This window comes from Prochlorococcus sp. G4PB16 (genome assembly GCF_059772465.1).
In genome coordinates this window covers 1,918,168-1,933,425 of the sequence record NZ_CM186289.1, presented here as the reverse complement: position 1 = coordinate 1,933,425, position 15,258 = coordinate 1,918,168, and the positions used below count along the sequence as shown (strand labels likewise).

Below are 15,258 nucleotides of genomic sequence, written 5' to 3'. Positions count from 1 at the left end.
ATAATTAATATTTATAGCTATATCATTTCTATTAATTATTCTTTTATCAAGTTATAATTTAATCTTAGAAAATGAAAAATAAGATTTCTAAAGAAGATTCAAGACTTAATAAGTTAGATAAGAGTGCAGAAAAAATAGGAATAGGTGGTAATTCAATACCAAATATTAGCGAAGAAAAATATCGAGAAAGGATGAAAAAAAGGAAAGAAGTTCAAATACAAAGATTAAAAGAACGAAACAAAGAAAAAGGCCTCATAATAATCAATACCGGACAAGGAAAAGGTAAAACCACCGCAGCTCTTGGTATAGGATTAAGAACTATTGGTCATAACCACAAAGTTGCAATAATCCAATTTATCAAAGGTGGCTGGGAACCAGGTGAATCATTAGCTTTGAAAATATTTGGGGAAAAATTAAAATTCCATGCATGTGGTGAAGGCTTCACATGGGAAACACAAGATAGAAATAAAGATATAAATTTAGTCAAGGCAAGTTGGGAAAAGGCTCTCTCTTATATTAAAGACCCAAATTATAAGCTTATAATTTTAGACGAGATTATTGTTGCAATAAAACTTGGATATATAGATGAAGATGAAATTATAAATGGCATAAATTTGCGCCCCGAGCTCACACATGTAGTCTTGACTGGAAGAGGAGCCTCAGAAAAATTAATCGATTCAGCTGATCTTGTGACAGAAATGAAATTAATCCACCATCCCTTTAGAGAGCAAGGAGTAAAAGCGCAGGAAGGAATTGAATATTAATCTATATTATTGATAATATTTCCAAGGCAAGGGATCCAATACAGATATAAAGACGTTCTCCCAGGACTTGCTACTGTCAATTTGTTATGAATTTTTAATGACATACTCTAGAGCACTTATAAAACTCAGTGGTGAAGCTCTTATGGGAGATAAACCTTACGGGATTGATCCTGAAATTGTTCAATCAATTGCCAAGGACGTTTCAAAAGCGGTTGAAAATGGCACGCAAATAGCAATTGTTGTTGGCGGCGGAAATATCTTTAGAGGTCTAAAAGGATCAGCTGCAGGAATGGACAGAGCCACTGCTGACTATGTAGGAATGCTTGCTACAGTAATGAATGCGATTACACTTCAAGACGGATTAGAAAGAGCTGGAGTACCTACAAGAGTTCAATCTGCTATTGACATGCAACAGATTGCAGAACCATACATAAGAAGAAGAGCAATAAGACATCTCGAAAAAGGAAGGGTAGTTGTTTTTGGAGGTGGGTGCGGCAATCCATTTTTTACAACTGATACCACTGCTGCTCTCAGGGCTGCTGAAATCAACGCAGAAGTTGTTTTTAAGGCTACGAAAGTTGATGGGGTTTACGATCGAGATCCAAAAAAATTCACTGATGCTGTCAAATATAGCAATCTCACCTTTCAAGATGTACTAGCTAACGAAATAGGAGTGATGGATAGCACTGCTATTGCTCTTTGCAAAGATAATAAAATTCCAATTATTGTTTTTAATATTTTCCAACCTGGGAATATTGCTAAGGCTATTTCTGGCGAACCAATTGGATCAAGAATATCTAATTCAAGTTAAAACTAAACTTTTAACCTTTTAAAAATCAATTCGCAATAACTTTATCTAAATGTCAAACCAAGACCTAAAAACCACAATGAGCAAATCTGTAGAAGCAGCTCAGAGGAATTTCAATACCATCAGAACGGGAAGGGCAAATACATCATTATTAGACAGAATATCAGTCGAATACTACGGGGCTGAAACTCCACTAAAATCACTTGCAACTATCACTACTCCTGACTCTCAAACCATAGCAATTCAACCCTTCGACTTAGGCTCATTAGCCTCCATCGAAAAAGCAATAGCAACAAGTGATCTTGGTTTTACTCCAAATAATGATGGCAAGATAATTCGTATCAATGTTCCACCATTAACTGAAGAGCGTAGAAAAGAATTTTGCAAACTCGCATCCAAATATGCAGAGGAAGGAAAAGTTGCCCTTAGAAATATCCGCCGTGATGCAATAGAGAGAGTCAAGAAATCTGAAAAGGATGGTGATCTTTCCGAAGATCAAAGCAGAGATGAACAAGAATCAATTCAAAAAGAGACAGATAACTATATAAAAGATATTGAAAAAAAACTCTCAGAAAAAGAAGCTGAGATTTTAAAAGTTTGACCCTCATAGATGTTGCCATTATTGGAGGGGGGGCATCAGGAACTACTACAGCATTTCATCTGGCTAGTAAAAATAAAAATGTTTGTATTCTTGAAAAAAATGTTTACTCCTTTGAGAAGAGCTGTGGTGGTGGAATGTCTGCTGCAGTTCAAAATTGGTTTCCTTTTAAACTTCTACCAATAGTTGATGAAGTAATAACAAATGTAGAGTTTAGTTGGTTCAATGCCGACAAAGTGGTTGCTGAACTCTCAGGGTCTTCTCCTTTTTGGATAGTCAAACGTGAAAAGCTCGATTCTTTCCTATTAGATCAAGCAATAAATCTTGGTTGTAATTTATTGAATTCTTTTAATGTAATCGATGTAAAAAAAAAATCTACTATTTGGCAAATTACCGCTCTTGATGGGAGACAAATAGAGGCAAAAGCAGTTGTTATTGCTGATGGATCTCAATCAGAATGGCCTAAAACTTTCAATTTAGGTCCTAATCAACAAAAATTTGCATCCACTTTCTCAGGAAGAATCAAACAGAAGGGGAATTTAAGAAGTCAAACCGCTAGGTTCGAATTTGGCTTAGTAAAGAATGGTTTTGCATGGGCCTTTCCATTAAACAATGAAGTAAGTATTGGGATGGGAACTTTTCTAGATAATAAAAATTCAATACCGGTTAATGAAATACTTAAATCCTTTCTTCCTGATTTAGGTTTGGACCCTTCTGAAGTAATTGGTCATGAAAAAAAATTAAGAGTATGGAATGGCCATTATAAATTAAACGGAGAAGGAATTCTTCTAGTTGGTGATGCTGCATCATTATGTGATCCCTTTTTAGCAGAGGGATTAAGGCCTGCTTTGATGAGTGGCTTTGAAGCGGCAAAAAGCCTTATTTATTGGCTGGATGGAGATGTCAATACTTTAGATGGATATACAAAAACAATTCAAAGGAATTGGGGAAATTCAATGTCTTGGGGAAAAAGAATTTCTCAAGTCTTTTATCGGTTTCCTAAAGTTGGATACCAATTAGGTGTAAAAAGGCCTACTGCTCCAAAAAGAATTGCACAAATTCTTTCAGGTGAGATGAGTTATGAAGACATCGCAAAAAGAGTAATCAAGAGATTACTCTTTCAAAATCAAAGTTCAAAGGGTTAGGGCAATTCCACCTTCAATCAACTCAAGTCTTTCGTACAATTGATTTTCTAATTTATCAATTGCTTTACTAAAACCGCTAATTCCTTCATTGAGTTTTTCTGTAGCCATTTTATCCCCAGCCATCATTAATTCAAAAGATGTCTTATCTAAATGTATTGTCTCTTCAATCAGTAAAGGGTTTTGTGCATTTAACTTGATTGGCAAATACGAATATGTTTCATTAAGTTGCTGAAGTAATTTAGGAGAAATGGTCAATAAATCACATCCTGCAAGCTCTGTTATTTCCTCTATATTTCTAAAACTTGCTCCCATTACCTCTGTCTTATAACCATTTGACTTGAAATAATTAAATATTTTAGTAACAGAAACGACCCCTGGATCTTCAGTAGCTGGATAAGAATCTCTTCCTGTAGCAGATTTATACCAATCTAAAATCCTTCCAACAAAGGGTGAAATAAGCGTTACACCTGCCTCAGCACAAGCAACTGCTTGATAAAAATTAAACAATAAAGTTAGATTGCAGTGAATATTCTCTTTTTCTAATACCTCCGCAGCTTTAATCCCCTCCCATGTAGAGGCTATTTTAATTAAAACCCGATCGTTAGAAATATCATCCTGATTGTATTTAGCAATTATTTTTCTTGCTTTTGCGATAGTAGCATCTGTATCAAAACTTAGCCTTGCATCAACCTCTGTTGAAACACGGCCAGGAATTAATTTCAAAATCTCTTTACCAAAGACAACACAAAGCTCATCCAAAGCCTCCTTCACCACATTAGTTGTGGAAGCACTGGCTCCTAACATTTCTCTTGAAGTAGTAAGTGCTTGATCAATCAAGCTTTGATAAGCAGGGATTTGTGCGGCCGCCAGAATTAAAGAAGGGTTTGTTGTAGCGTCTCTGGGATGAAATTTTTTGATCGCTTCGAGATCACCAGTATCAGCCACCACAACAGTCATTGACGATAACTGATTAAGAAGGGATTGCATAATTTAAAACGTCTTTCATAGGATTTAGACTAGCTACATTTTTTATAGATTTCACCCTTTAATTAGTACTTTTGGGAAAATTTAGCCATCTTTTAGCTTTTGATAGCTAAATTTTCTTTTTTAGAGATACTTGGAGGAATTTTTTCTATCACAAGCAAAGTCTCAATTATTTTTTTTGCTACGGGGAGAGCCACAGTTGATCCATAGGCATTTGGCTTTTGAGGTTCATCAATAACTGCTAAAACGACGTAGCGAGGATCATCAATAGGAAGACTTGCAACAAAACTGCAAATTTTTGAATTATAGTTAAAGCCATCTTGCGATTTTTGTGCAGTCCCCGTTTTCCCTCCAATTCGATAGCCAGGAACATTGATTTCAATACCACTTTCATCGTAAAAGGAGACAACTGATTCCATCCATCCAAGAACAGTCTTCGTAACTTCAGGAGATAAAACCTGCTTAGATGCCGCCGGGGTTTTGAAATAGGACTCATAATCACCTTTCAGGCCTTTAGTGATATGAGGCGTAACAAGTCTGCCACCATTTGCAATCAAAGCATGCAATTGAACTAGTTTCAGAGGAGTAATCGAAAAGCCTTGACCAAAGGAGGCTACAGCAGGCTCTATGGGTTGATTTACAAAAATCTGCTTTGATTTTATTTGGCCGCCGATCGCACCTGGAAGATCAGTTTCTGGGATTTCATCTATCCCTAACCGCCTTAACCATTGCCAATAATTATTTGCATTCAATTTTTTCATAATCTTAACCATACCTACATTGCTTGAGACTTGTAAGACTTCAGGGAAAGTTAATATCCCATTAGGCCTTCGATCCCAATTCGAGAGTGGCCATCCCCCTACTGTGATTAAACCATCATCATTTACTTTCCCATTCGGGTTTATAACTCCCTCCTCCAATGCCAATGCTAAGTTAATTGGCTTAAAGGTAGAACCAGGTTCAAATAATTCTTGTACTGACCACTCTTTAAAAAGAGATGGAGAATAATCCCAATACTGATTAGGATTATATGTGGGAGTAGAGGCCAATGCTAGAAGCTCTCCTGTATTAATATCCATTACAATTACTACACCTTTTTTCGCATTCCACTCTTTTACTTGCTTACTTATTTCTTTAACGGCTACTTCCTGGAGTCTTACATCTAAGGTTAGTTGGAGATTTAATTGATCCTCATCAAAAACACCACGCTGAACACCACTAGGTAAAGGTGTTCCATCAGCTCCTCTTCTGAGTACACTAGTTTTCTCTAGACGCTTTAGATCTCTATCTAAACTTAATTCCAGTCCAGCCTGAGGCCTTCTATCTAAATCCAAAAAACCAACTACATTTGCAAAAAGTGATCCATGAGGATAAAGCCTTTGAGGATAAACCTCCAAGTCAATACCACTTATTCCTAGTTGCTTAATTGTATTAGCTTTCTCGAGCGTTAATCCCTCTGCCAGTTTTACCCCTGAAGAATAATTTCCTAATTTGTTTAAAATCTCATTAACACTTTTAGAGAGTGGTATAGAAAGAAGTTTTGCTACTTCGACTGGTTTACGCACTGTCCCTGTTGAATCACCAGGGAAATTAAAATATCTGGGATGAGCCCAAACCCTAAAACGTTTCTCATCTAATGCGACAAGCTTTCCATTTCTATCTAAAATAGATCGACGTGTTCCAAGAGGGTTTTTTTGTTCTGTTTGAACTTGACGTGCTAGAGCTCTTAATTGGTCAGCCTGAAATACCTGAAGCCAACCTATTCTTAAAAAAAGTCCCCCAAGTCCAAAGGATAATATAAGAAAAACAATTCGAAATCTTGACCGTTTCAGAGGCGAAAGAGTTTTTGCCTTAAATGCCTTTCGCTTCTTTCTAGAATTAATACTTCTCATGAAAAATATTAATAACCTGGCTTTATGGGAAAAGAAGATATTCTTTCCAATAATTTATTTTTAAATGTCTTATTAACGAACAGTCTGCTTTCTTCTGGGCTTGGTCTATCCACATATATAAGATCTTCAGCTTTTGTCGAAACAAATTTTCTAGACAACTTTTGATTTTTCAAGAGGTAACTTTCAAGTATTGAAGTTGATTCCAATATCCTTCTATTCAAGTCTCTAGAAGTCTCAAGTTTAGTAAAAGACTTAGTCCATAAATATTGTGAATGAAGAGCTACGGATGACATTATCGCCACTATAGCGAGTATGCCTATCAACGCTCCATCCAGAATGATATGAAAGGCCGCTTGGATTGGAAATCTCCTTTGCACCTGTTTTGAAGCGAAAGCTCTATTTAGGACACCCCTTGACAACTTCTTTTTTTGAAATTGTCCTACTTTCTTTTTATATAGAGTACGACTAACCAAATCAAAACTTTAAAGCAATTCAAGTCAAACACCTTGACCAAGCAACTGCAAGAGCTGGAATGCTGATATTTTATTTATTTAATATCAAGCTACTAATAATAAGCTAATAAAAGTGACACCATTCCAAAGGGAGTGCATTAGAGCACAAGGGAACAACCTTCCTGAACTCAACCTCATCAAACCAAGACCGATACCTAAAACAAATAAGGGAGGTAATTCTCCTACACTTAAATGAGCCAAAGCAAAGATCAAAGCACTTAATAAAACTCCATAGATCTTTCCAACTTTAGATACCAATACAGGCAGAAGAATGCCTCTAAAAACCAACTCCTCAAAAACTGGAGCCAAAAAAACAGTTGTAATCAAAAGCAAAAATAATGGAATAAAGTCTTCACTACTCAAAACAAGTTCCAACAAAGGATTACTTCCACCCTGATCACCGATAATCTCATTCATTAGCCACCCAACAAGCAAAACTAAAGGCATAATCATTAACCAACCACTTAGTGACTTAAAAATTCCTTCTCTAATTGGTTTGATTTTCCATTGCAACCATCCCCCCTCAACTTCTGGAGGAACAAGACCCATTAATTGATATCGAATAATCAATAGAGGTCCTATAGTCATTGAGGCGTAACCGATCAATACTTTTAAAGACTCTTTTAGTGGAGAGGATAAATTATTAAATAATAAATCAGTTACTGGTATTATTAGCGCGGGAAAAAGAACTTCACCAATAACAACAAAACCACCAGAAATCAATAGAATCATATCTATGATTGATAATGGAGGAGCAATAATTTCAGGCCATTGAATATATTTCTTTCTTAAAAAAATCAAAGCATACCTAATCAACAATATACAACCCATCAATGAAGCAAAAAATGGTAATAATTGAGAAGTTAAAAGTCTTACAGCAATGATCAAATTATATTTTTTATTAATACACTTTTCATCATTGAATCCAAGCCTAGAGCATGATATTTGATAAAGTAAAGGGTCTAATTTAATCTCATTAAATTCTGGAAACTTGTCTAATTCTTTACCATTTTGTCTATCTAATATGTAGCTCCTAACCCATTCAAAGTTATTATCCTTAAAATCTTTCTTCAAAATTATTTTTTGCTGATTCTCAGACTCTTCCAGAACAGCCAATAAGAGTCTCTCTCTATCCTCAATTTTTTCTAAGGAAATTTTATTAAGAGTTTGATAAAGCTTTTCCTGAGGTTCTGAACCTAATAATACTTCTTGTATTCTTTCAGGTATGGATGATGAAGCTGAAACTGCCATCTCAGTTTGCATCAATGAAATTTTTGGTGCAACTGAGGGGCGATCAAAGCTTGCTTGCAAACCCTGTCGCCAAATCAGAAAAGTTAAAAGCAATGAAAACAGAGCCACCGCCCATTTCCAACCGGTTTTGGCTTGTCTCATAAAATCAACTTGTGAAGAATGACATGGAGAAAGACTTCTATGTTTAATGAAATAACATTAGATTGTCCCAATGGCTAATACCATAATTATCTAGAAGACATTTTATTTAATGACATTGCGTCTAATTTTTGTCCGTCATGGATTGAGTAGTTTTAATAAGGAAGGTCGTATTCAGGGAAGAAACGACCTTTCAACATTAACGAAAGAAGGGCAATCACAAGCTGAAGCTGCAGGGAAAGTACTCTCCTCTGTTTTCATAGATAAAGTTTATAGCTCACCTTTGCAAAGAGCCTCAGAAACCACAAAAATCATACTCAATCAACACCGAAGTAAACTTCAAGCAATCTACACAAATGAGCTACTGGAGGTTGACCTAGGCCCTTGGAGTGGTTTAACAAAAAATGAGCTAAAAAGTCTTTACCCAGATGATCTTTCAATTTGGGAAAAGGAGCCTAAAGAACTATCCATCACGAGAAAAGATGGTACTAAATTTCAACCAATTAAAGAACTCCTATCCCAAGCTGAAAATTTTTTAAAATCTTTATTCAAGGCCTGTTCAGGTTCTAATAAAACTATTTTAATAGTTGCGCACAATGCAATTCTTAGATGCCTAATACTAAAATTAATTAATGACCCATCAAAAGGCTTTAGAAGATTAAGGCTAGACAACACATCAATCTCAATTTGTAATATTATTTTTAATAATTGGGAAGACAGACAAGTTCAAATAGAATGTCTAAATAATATAGCTCATTTACAACTTAGTCTTCCAAAAAAAGGTAGTAAAAAAAGAGTTATTTTAGTCAGGCATGGTGAAACAGATTGGAATAAGCAGGGAAGATTCCAAGGACAAATTGATATTCCCCTCAATGAAAATGGGAAAGCCCAAGCCAAGGCTGCAAGTAAATTTTTAAAAGATATTGTTTTACAAAAAGCTTTTAGTAGTTCTCTCTCAAGACCAAAAGAAACAGCTCAAATCATTCTAAAAGAGCATTCCGGAATCGAAATTTCACTAAAAGACAATCTTAAAGAGATTGGTCACGGCAAATGGGAAGGAAAACTGGAATCTGAAATTCAGTCCGACTGGCCAGATCTCCTTAAAGAATGGAAAACTTATCCTGAAAAAGTTCAAATGCCAGAGGGAGAAAATATTAACGAAGTCTCCACAAGATCCATCATAGGTTGGGAAGAGATTTGTAAAGATCTTAAAAATGATGAAACGGCATTGGTTGTCGCTCATGATGCAGTTAATAAAACCATTCTTTGTCATCTTTTAGGATTAAAGCCATCAAAAATTTGGATGATAAAACAAGGTAACGGTGGAATTACAGTTATTGATCTCTCAGGAATCGAAGGGCAACCAGATCAAATCACTTGTCTAAATATCACTTCCCATTTGGGAGGGATCATCGACTCAACAGCTACAGGAGCTCTTTAATTTCATGACTAGTAGTTATTTCTTTGAAAATATTCAAATTATTGAAAGCTCAAGCTCTACTTTAAAGAAAAAACCTGTTTTAATTAAAGATGGTGTAGTGAAAGCATTTGGTAAACAGGCAATTCAAAATGCAGAACTTTTAGGTATCAAGCCACAAAAAGCTAAAAATATGCTTTTAGCGCCGTGTCTTGTTGATCCTCATTCTTTTTTGGAATCTCCCTTTAATGGCAAAGAAGAGAATATTTTTACACTTATTAAAAAAATGACATTTGCTGGATATGGCCAAGTAGGGATCCTGCCAAGAGGGGAATTATGGAGAGATCAAGTAGAGTCTATTATTTCTTTAAAGACTATCAAAAGTGAGGTTTCCATACATTTATGGGGAGGTTTCAGTCTAAGCGGGAAGGGGATTTCCCTTTCAAGCCATGCTCATCTACTACAAAATGGAGCTATTGGACTAAGTGATGACGATTATATTCCTCCCCTTGAAATCCTTAAACAAGGCTTTTTAGTTGGAGAGATGAAAAATTCTCCTGTACTAATTGCACCACGAGATAAATCACTTCAAGCAGGTGGAATGTCTAGACAAAGTGTAGGTACTCTCAGAGCAGGCTGGCCTCCTGACCCTATTGAAAGTGAAATACTTCCTCTCAACCAATTACTTGAGCTTCAAAAGCAATACCCTAAAATAGCTCTAAGACTGATGAATATTTCAACATCTGAGGGCGTTGCAATACTGAAGAATGCATGCTCTAAGCCAATGGCAACTGTCTTTTGGTGGCATTTGGTAAATGACAACTCAAATCTTTCTCCTTTTGATATTGGATGGAGCGTAACGCCCTCATTAGGTTCCCCGAGAGATAGAGAATCCCTTATAAAAGGTTTAGAGGATAATGTTTTAACAGCAATATCTGTTCACTCCACTCCTACAGATGACTTAGAAACTAAACTACCTGCTAATAAAAGAAAAAAAGGAATTAGTTGTTATAGCCTGGTTTTACCCTTGCTCTGGGATCAACTAGTGAGAAAATCAGGATGGAAAGTAGAGAAATTATGGGAAAAAATTAGTTTTGGTCCATCAAAAATATTAAACCAAGCTGAAGAAAAAATAAGTTTAAATAGCAACCGATGGTTATTGTTTGATCCTGAAAAAAAATGGGTCCAATCTCATGCAGAAAATCATTTAACTACCGCAACTAATCAACCAGTAAAAAACAAAAAAGTGTATGGAAAAGTTGTAGATTGTGGACTTATTAATCAGGCTTACCAAAACGACTAATAGGCCAAAACCGCCAGGTTGCTTTGCCAATTATTTCTTTCTCAGGCAAGAGTCCTCCTCCTGGCCAAAAACGACTGTCCCAACTATTAGATCGGTTATCCCCTAAAACAAATACATACCCATTTGGAACAGTTGCAGACATCGATCGACATAGATTAAATCCTGGTTTGTTTGGGCAAAAATATTCAACATATGGTTCATTTATCGATCTGCCATTTAAAATAATAGCCCCATTAGCATTAACAAAAAGACGGTCTCCTCCTATAGCTATTACACGTTTGATATAAGCATCACAGGCACGATCAGATAAGGTCGGTATCCAAGAAATCAATGGAAAAGTTATTAATGAACATTGAAATTTTGACGGAAGTTTAGTTTGCCTATTGGCGATCAATTTCTTATCAAATGAATATGGTGAGTTGAAAACTACAATTTCTCCACGTAAAGGAGCTCTTTTGCGCAAAGATAGTTTTTCAACAATCAGTCGATCATTAACTTGTAGACCTGGCAACATAGAACCAGACGGAATATATCTAGCTTCTGCTATAAAATTGCGAACACCTAAATACAGCAAAACTGTTAAAGAAATAGGTCCCCACGTATCAAAAAAAGAGTACCACCAAGAATTTTCAGATTGCTTGCACCATTCTGAAAAAAAATTTTTCACTAGTTTCTTGATAATAGAGATATATTTTACTTTATTTGCAAAGACTACTTACGTATAAGTCGATATTAGTCTTCATGTTAATTTCAAAGTAATTTTTCTGCCCACTTTTCTTCTTTAAACCCAATTAAAAAAAATTTATTAGGGTTATATAGAAAAGGTCTCTTTATTAATCTGGGTTCCCTAAAAAGCTTCTGAAAGAATTCATTATCACTCATTTTTTTAATAACTTTTGAACCGATAGAACGGTATACAACTCCACTAGTATTTAAAAGATATTTTCTATCCCCATATAGCTCACTTGCTGAGATAAGCATTTCCTTAGACGGGGGAGTATTTAAAATATCAATTAATTCAAAGGTAATTTCATTATTGTTAAGCCACTTTATAGCTCTGCGGCAAGTTGAACACGAGGAATAACTAAATAATTTCAAGTTATCAAAGATTAGCAGCAATCATTTTACCCAAAGGAATCAAACTAAATAATTATTTTCTTCTCATATCAGACTGATGAGCCTCTATGCAGCTATTCAACAATTCATCAACAGCGTCATAGTCTCTCCATCCATCTATTACGATCACCCTCCCTTCAAGGCTTTTGTAAGTTCTAAAAAACTCAGCCACATCCTCCAATTGATTCTGTGCTATTTGCTTAATAGTATTAATTTCTCTTTGTCTTGGATCAGCGGTAGGGATACATAAAAGTTTGCCATCGTATGCCCCTGAATCATGCATATCAAGCACTCCTATAGGTCTTGCCTGGATCAAGCAACCTGCAAAAGTGGGTTCTTCCATAACAACCATTGCATCAAGCGGCGCTCCATCCTCAGCCAAAGTATTTGGAATAAATCCATAATCAAATGGATATCTCACTGAAGAATGCAAAACTCTATCAAGAGCCATAATGCCTGCAGAGCTGAAATACTCATATTTATTTCTACTTCCAGCTGGAATCTCTACAACTAGATTTACCAATCCAGGTGATGGTGAAGGAGGAAGATCACTCAGGTCCATTTTGATTTATTGAAATCGGTATGAGGCTTTTTGTTGTTTCTGGCTTTTCACTAATGACAGCTATTATGGGTATGCCAATCATTACAAATACTATTGCCAAACCAATTAAAGAAGTTGAGGTACTATTAAAACTATAGGGATCTTCATCATCCGAAGATTTTTGGTCATTTTCTTTAGCAAACAAAGCAGGATCAAGCTCAGAAGATTGCTTTTTAATTAATTTTGATTCTATATCCATTTAAATTTTGGAATAGATAAACCATTAGTTGAATTCGAGTAAATCAATTAAAAGACTTAATTAAATAAAAACCATATAAATACTATCCCACATTAAAGAATAATTAAGCAGCTTTTCTGTCAGTATCTTTTAAATGATTAGAAATAGTAAGATTTTTCGCATCAGATGTTTCATCAAGTTTATTTCTAATCATTCTCAACTCCTCAAGTATTGCTGTAAGAATATTTTGAGTTTCTGATGATGGAGAATTAAATATTTCAACTGTTACTTCCTTAATTCTAAGAATATCTTTTGCAAATCTTGCAACTTCATTGGGATGAAAAAGCAATTGATCTTTCTGATCACTTCTGAATTCTGTATTTAGTTTTCTAGGATTAAATGGAGGATTAAGATTTCTGGTGTCTGTGTTTGTATATCTATAAACAGAAGCTCTAGATCTATTCAATGTTTTCTGTACATCATCTATAGTCAATAATGCATCACTCAAGTTAGAAGCTGTATTCAATACTTTTTCAATAGACTCTTCTGTTCTTCCATTTGTTCCTGAATTTACTGACCCGTTAAACATTGGTAAAGAAAGCTTCAAAAAAACATGGGAAGAAATTAGCAGATCTCTCAAATTAAGACTATGTACATTTGAACACTTTAAAAAAACAACATGATTCCCGCACATTCCCTCTAGATCTTTTTGAGCCAACACTCAAAGTACTAATGTCAGAAAGGTTGCAATCTTAGGCTCATGCGCGTCTCCCGCCTAATGCTGGTCACTCTAAGAGACGTTCCCGCGGAAGCAGACATAATCTCACATCAGTTACTTTTGAGAGGAGGTTTTATTAGACGCCTTGCTGGAGGTATTTATGCTTATATGCCATTACTTTGGAAAGTTTTAAAAAAAATAACCGTCATTATTGAAGAAGAATTAACAAAAAAAGGTTGTCTTCAAACACTTCTGCCTCAACTTCAACCTTCAGAAATATGGGAAAAGAGTGGAAGATGGAAAGCTTACACAGAAGGAGAGGGTATTATGTTTAGCTTAAAAGACAGACAAGGAAAAGAGCTAGGACTAGGACCAACTCATGAAGAGGTGATTACTCAAATAATTTCTCAAACACTTCACTCTTATAAACAATTACCAATAAACATATTTCAAATTCAAACAAAATTCAGAGATGAAATTAGGCCCAGATTTGGATTAATGAGAAGCAGAGAATTCATTATGAAGGATGCTTACTCATTCCATGCAAATGAAAATGATCTTAAATCAACTTATTCAGAAATGAAAAATGCTTATCAAAATATATTTACTAAATGCGGGCTAGATTTCGTTTGTGTCGATGCAGATAGTGGTGCAATTGGAGGTGCAGCATCTCAAGAATTTATGGTTACAGCGGAATCTGGAGAAGACTTAATCCTAATAAGCTCTGATGGTAAATATGGTGCTAATCAAGAAAAAGCAGTTTCAATCATTGAAAAAGGAAACTTATTAAAGAAAAATAAACCTTCGATAATCAAAACAACTAATCAAAAAACAATAGAGGAATTATGCAAATATAATAATTTCCATCCAACCCAAATTGTAAAAGTTTTAGCTTATCTAGCAACGTGTGATGATAATAAAAAATACCCGGTTCTAATTAGTATTAGGGGGGACCAAGAAGTAAATGAGATTAAACTTTTAAATGAACTGACTCGTAGATTAAAAAAAATTGTATTAGATGTTAGAGCAATTTCTAATGAAGATATACAAAAGCAAGGTCTGACTGATATACCCTTTGGTTTTATTGGTCCTGATCTTAGTGATAATTTACTCTCAAAAGCAAAAGTATGGGAAAAGAAATTCATAAGAATTTCTGACAATTCTGTAAAAGATCTTACAAGTTTTATTTGTGGAAATAATATCAAGGATGAACATAAAATATATTATAATTGGGATTTACTGCATACTGAGCAGTTCATATGTGATGTAAGAAAAGCTAAACCTGGAGACAAATGTATTCACGATGAGACACAAACACTTAGAGAATGTAGAGGAATAGAAATAGGGCATATATTCCAATTAGGGACTAAGTATTCAAAGTCATTAAATGCTACTTTCACTAATGAAAAAGGGTTAGAAGAGCCTTTTTTTATGGGATGCTACGGAATTGGTATCTCCAGGCTAGCTCAAGCAGCAGTAGAACAAAATCACGATGATTTGGGTATTATTTGGCCAGCATCAATTGCCCCATTTGAAGTAATTATTATTATTGCCAATATAAAAGATAATAGGCAGAGAACTTTAGCTGAAGAAATCTATAAAAATTTACTAGAAAATCAAGTTGATGTACTACTCGACGATAGGGACGAAAGAGCTGGAATCAAGTTTAAAGATGCAGACCTTATTGGCATCCCCTGGAGAATTGTTGCTGGCAGAGAAGCAAATTCCGGACTAGTTGAATTACACAATAGAAAAACAAAAACTACAGAGTCATTAGATCTCAGATCTGTTTTAAAAAAGCTTTCAGAAGAATTTAATACTGAAAAACTATAA

Annotated in this window: 16 protein-coding genes; 7 read left to right on the top strand and 9 right to left on the bottom strand. The window is 35.1% G+C overall.

Annotated features, from left to right (window positions below):
- The first annotated feature begins 71 nt into the window (after positions 1-71).
- From cobO to AC6EIZ_RS10900, 4 genes are all read left to right on the top strand, one after another.
- Positions 72-764, top strand: coding sequence for a cob(I)yrinic acid a,c-diamide adenosyltransferase (cobO, locus tag AC6EIZ_RS10915; RefSeq protein ID WP_498511211.1), 693 nt, complete (start codon positions 72-74; stop codon positions 762-764).
- A 97-nt stretch (positions 765-861) separates the two neighbouring features.
- Complete coding sequence (gene pyrH, locus AC6EIZ_RS10910; RefSeq protein WP_498511209.1) at positions 862-1,575, top strand: UMP kinase; 714 nt, start codon at positions 862-864, stop codon at positions 1,573-1,575.
- Between the two features lie 49 nt (positions 1,576-1,624).
- Positions 1,625-2,173 carry a ribosome recycling factor gene (gene frr, locus AC6EIZ_RS10905; RefSeq protein WP_498511207.1) on the top strand — a complete coding sequence of 183 codons (549 nt, stop codon included), beginning with the start codon at positions 1,625-1,627 and terminating at the stop codon, positions 2,171-2,173.
- Positions 2,170-3,315, top strand: coding sequence for an NAD(P)/FAD-dependent oxidoreductase (locus AC6EIZ_RS10900; RefSeq protein WP_498511205.1), 1,146 nt, complete (start codon positions 2,170-2,172; stop codon positions 3,313-3,315). The genes frr and AC6EIZ_RS10900 overlap by 4 nt, the downstream gene beginning before the upstream one ends.
- Here AC6EIZ_RS10900 and AC6EIZ_RS10895 read toward each other — a convergent pair.
- The 4 genes from AC6EIZ_RS10895 to AC6EIZ_RS10880 form a co-directional block, all read right to left on the bottom strand.
- Positions 3,304-4,302 carry a transaldolase gene (locus tag AC6EIZ_RS10895; protein WP_498511203.1) on the bottom strand — a complete coding sequence of 333 codons (999 nt, stop codon included), beginning with the start codon at positions 4,300-4,302 and terminating at the stop codon, positions 3,304-3,306. The two genes, AC6EIZ_RS10900 and AC6EIZ_RS10895, sit on opposite strands and share 12 nt — an antisense overlap.
- A gap of 92 nt (positions 4,303-4,394) precedes the next feature.
- A complete protein-coding gene (locus tag AC6EIZ_RS10890) occupies positions 4,395-6,191 on the bottom strand; it encodes a peptidoglycan D,D-transpeptidase FtsI family protein (protein ID WP_498511201.1) in 1,797 nt (598 codons plus the stop codon).
- Between the two features lie 8 nt (positions 6,192-6,199).
- Positions 6,200-6,610 (bottom strand): hypothetical protein, encoded by a 411-nt coding sequence (locus tag AC6EIZ_RS10885; protein WP_498511199.1) that lies wholly within the window; start codon positions 6,608-6,610, stop codon positions 6,200-6,202.
- 138 nt (positions 6,611-6,748) lie between these two features.
- Positions 6,749-8,095 (bottom strand): CPBP family intramembrane glutamic endopeptidase, encoded by a 1,347-nt coding sequence (locus AC6EIZ_RS10880; protein ID WP_498511197.1) that lies wholly within the window; start codon positions 8,093-8,095, stop codon positions 6,749-6,751.
- Positions 8,096-8,204: 109 nt separating this feature from the next.
- On the opposite strand from AC6EIZ_RS10880, the gene AC6EIZ_RS10875 reads away from it, so the two are divergent.
- Positions 8,205-9,533 (top strand): histidine phosphatase family protein, encoded by a 1,329-nt coding sequence (locus AC6EIZ_RS10875; protein WP_498511195.1) that lies wholly within the window; start codon positions 8,205-8,207, stop codon positions 9,531-9,533.
- A 4-nt stretch (positions 9,534-9,537) separates the two neighbouring features.
- On the top strand, positions 9,538-10,812 hold the full coding sequence (locus AC6EIZ_RS10870; protein ID WP_498511193.1) for an amidohydrolase family protein: 1,275 nt from the start codon (positions 9,538-9,540) through the stop codon (positions 10,810-10,812).
- Here AC6EIZ_RS10870 and lepB read toward each other — a convergent pair.
- The 5 genes from lepB to AC6EIZ_RS10845 form a co-directional block, all read right to left on the bottom strand.
- Positions 10,787-11,479 carry a signal peptidase I gene (lepB, locus tag AC6EIZ_RS10865; protein WP_498511192.1) on the bottom strand — a complete coding sequence of 231 codons (693 nt, stop codon included), beginning with the start codon at positions 11,477-11,479 and terminating at the stop codon, positions 10,787-10,789. The genes AC6EIZ_RS10870 and lepB overlap by 26 nt on opposite strands.
- Positions 11,480-11,562: 83 nt before the next feature.
- The gene (locus AC6EIZ_RS10860) at positions 11,563-11,910 is read right to left on the bottom strand and encodes a Spx/MgsR family RNA polymerase-binding regulatory protein (protein WP_498511190.1); all 348 of its coding nucleotides are present in this window, start codon (positions 11,908-11,910) and stop codon (positions 11,563-11,565) included.
- Positions 11,911-11,962: 52 nt separating this feature from the next.
- The gene (locus tag AC6EIZ_RS10855; RefSeq protein ID WP_498511188.1) at positions 11,963-12,490 is read right to left on the bottom strand and encodes an inorganic diphosphatase; all 528 of its coding nucleotides are present in this window, start codon (positions 12,488-12,490) and stop codon (positions 11,963-11,965) included.
- A complete protein-coding gene (locus AC6EIZ_RS10850; protein ID WP_498511186.1) occupies positions 12,477-12,728 on the bottom strand; it encodes a hypothetical protein in 252 nt (83 codons plus the stop codon). Before AC6EIZ_RS10850 ends, AC6EIZ_RS10855 begins: the two co-directional genes overlap by 14 nt.
- Positions 12,729-12,831: 103 nt before the next feature.
- Positions 12,832-13,296 carry a DUF8631 domain-containing protein gene (locus tag AC6EIZ_RS10845; protein ID WP_498511184.1) on the bottom strand — a complete coding sequence of 155 codons (465 nt, stop codon included), beginning with the start codon at positions 13,294-13,296 and terminating at the stop codon, positions 12,832-12,834.
- Between the two features lie 171 nt (positions 13,297-13,467).
- On the opposite strand from AC6EIZ_RS10845, the gene AC6EIZ_RS10840 reads away from it, so the two are divergent.
- Positions 13,468-15,258: a proline--tRNA ligase gene (locus tag AC6EIZ_RS10840; protein ID WP_498511182.1), complete on the top strand. Its 1,791-nt coding sequence runs from the start codon at positions 13,468-13,470 to the stop codon at positions 15,256-15,258.

Bases quoted from the DNA above. Each gene is read 5' to 3' on its own strand.
- AC6EIZ_RS10840 (WP_498511182.1), top strand. From the start codon at position 13,468: ATGCGCGTCTCCCGCCTAATGCTGGTCACTCTAAGAGACGTTCCCGCG.
- AC6EIZ_RS10895 (WP_498511203.1), bottom strand. From the start codon at position 4,302: ATGCAATCCCTTCTTAATCAGTTATCGTCAATGACTGTTGTGGTGGCT.
- frr (WP_498511207.1), top strand. From the start codon at position 1,625: ATGTCAAACCAAGACCTAAAAACCACAATGAGCAAATCTGTAGAAGCA.
- AC6EIZ_RS10845 (WP_498511184.1), bottom strand. From the start codon at position 13,296: ATGTTTAACGGGTCAGTAAATTCAGGAACAAATGGAAGAACAGAAGAG.
- AC6EIZ_RS10890 (WP_498511201.1), bottom strand. From the start codon at position 6,191: ATGAGAAGTATTAATTCTAGAAAGAAGCGAAAGGCATTTAAGGCAAAA.
- cobO (WP_498511211.1), top strand. From the start codon at position 72: ATGAAAAATAAGATTTCTAAAGAAGATTCAAGACTTAATAAGTTAGAT.
- AC6EIZ_RS10875 (WP_498511195.1), top strand. From the start codon at position 8,205: ATGACATTGCGTCTAATTTTTGTCCGTCATGGATTGAGTAGTTTTAAT.
- pyrH (WP_498511209.1), top strand. From the start codon at position 862: ATGACATACTCTAGAGCACTTATAAAACTCAGTGGTGAAGCTCTTATG.
- AC6EIZ_RS10850 (WP_498511186.1), bottom strand. From the start codon at position 12,728: ATGGATATAGAATCAAAATTAATTAAAAAGCAATCTTCTGAGCTTGAT.
- AC6EIZ_RS10870 (WP_498511193.1), top strand. From the start codon at position 9,538: ATGACTAGTAGTTATTTCTTTGAAAATATTCAAATTATTGAAAGCTCA.
- AC6EIZ_RS10855 (WP_498511188.1), bottom strand. From the start codon at position 12,490: ATGGACCTGAGTGATCTTCCTCCTTCACCATCACCTGGATTGGTAAAT.
- AC6EIZ_RS10880 (WP_498511197.1), bottom strand. From the start codon at position 8,095: ATGAGACAAGCCAAAACCGGTTGGAAATGGGCGGTGGCTCTGTTTTCA.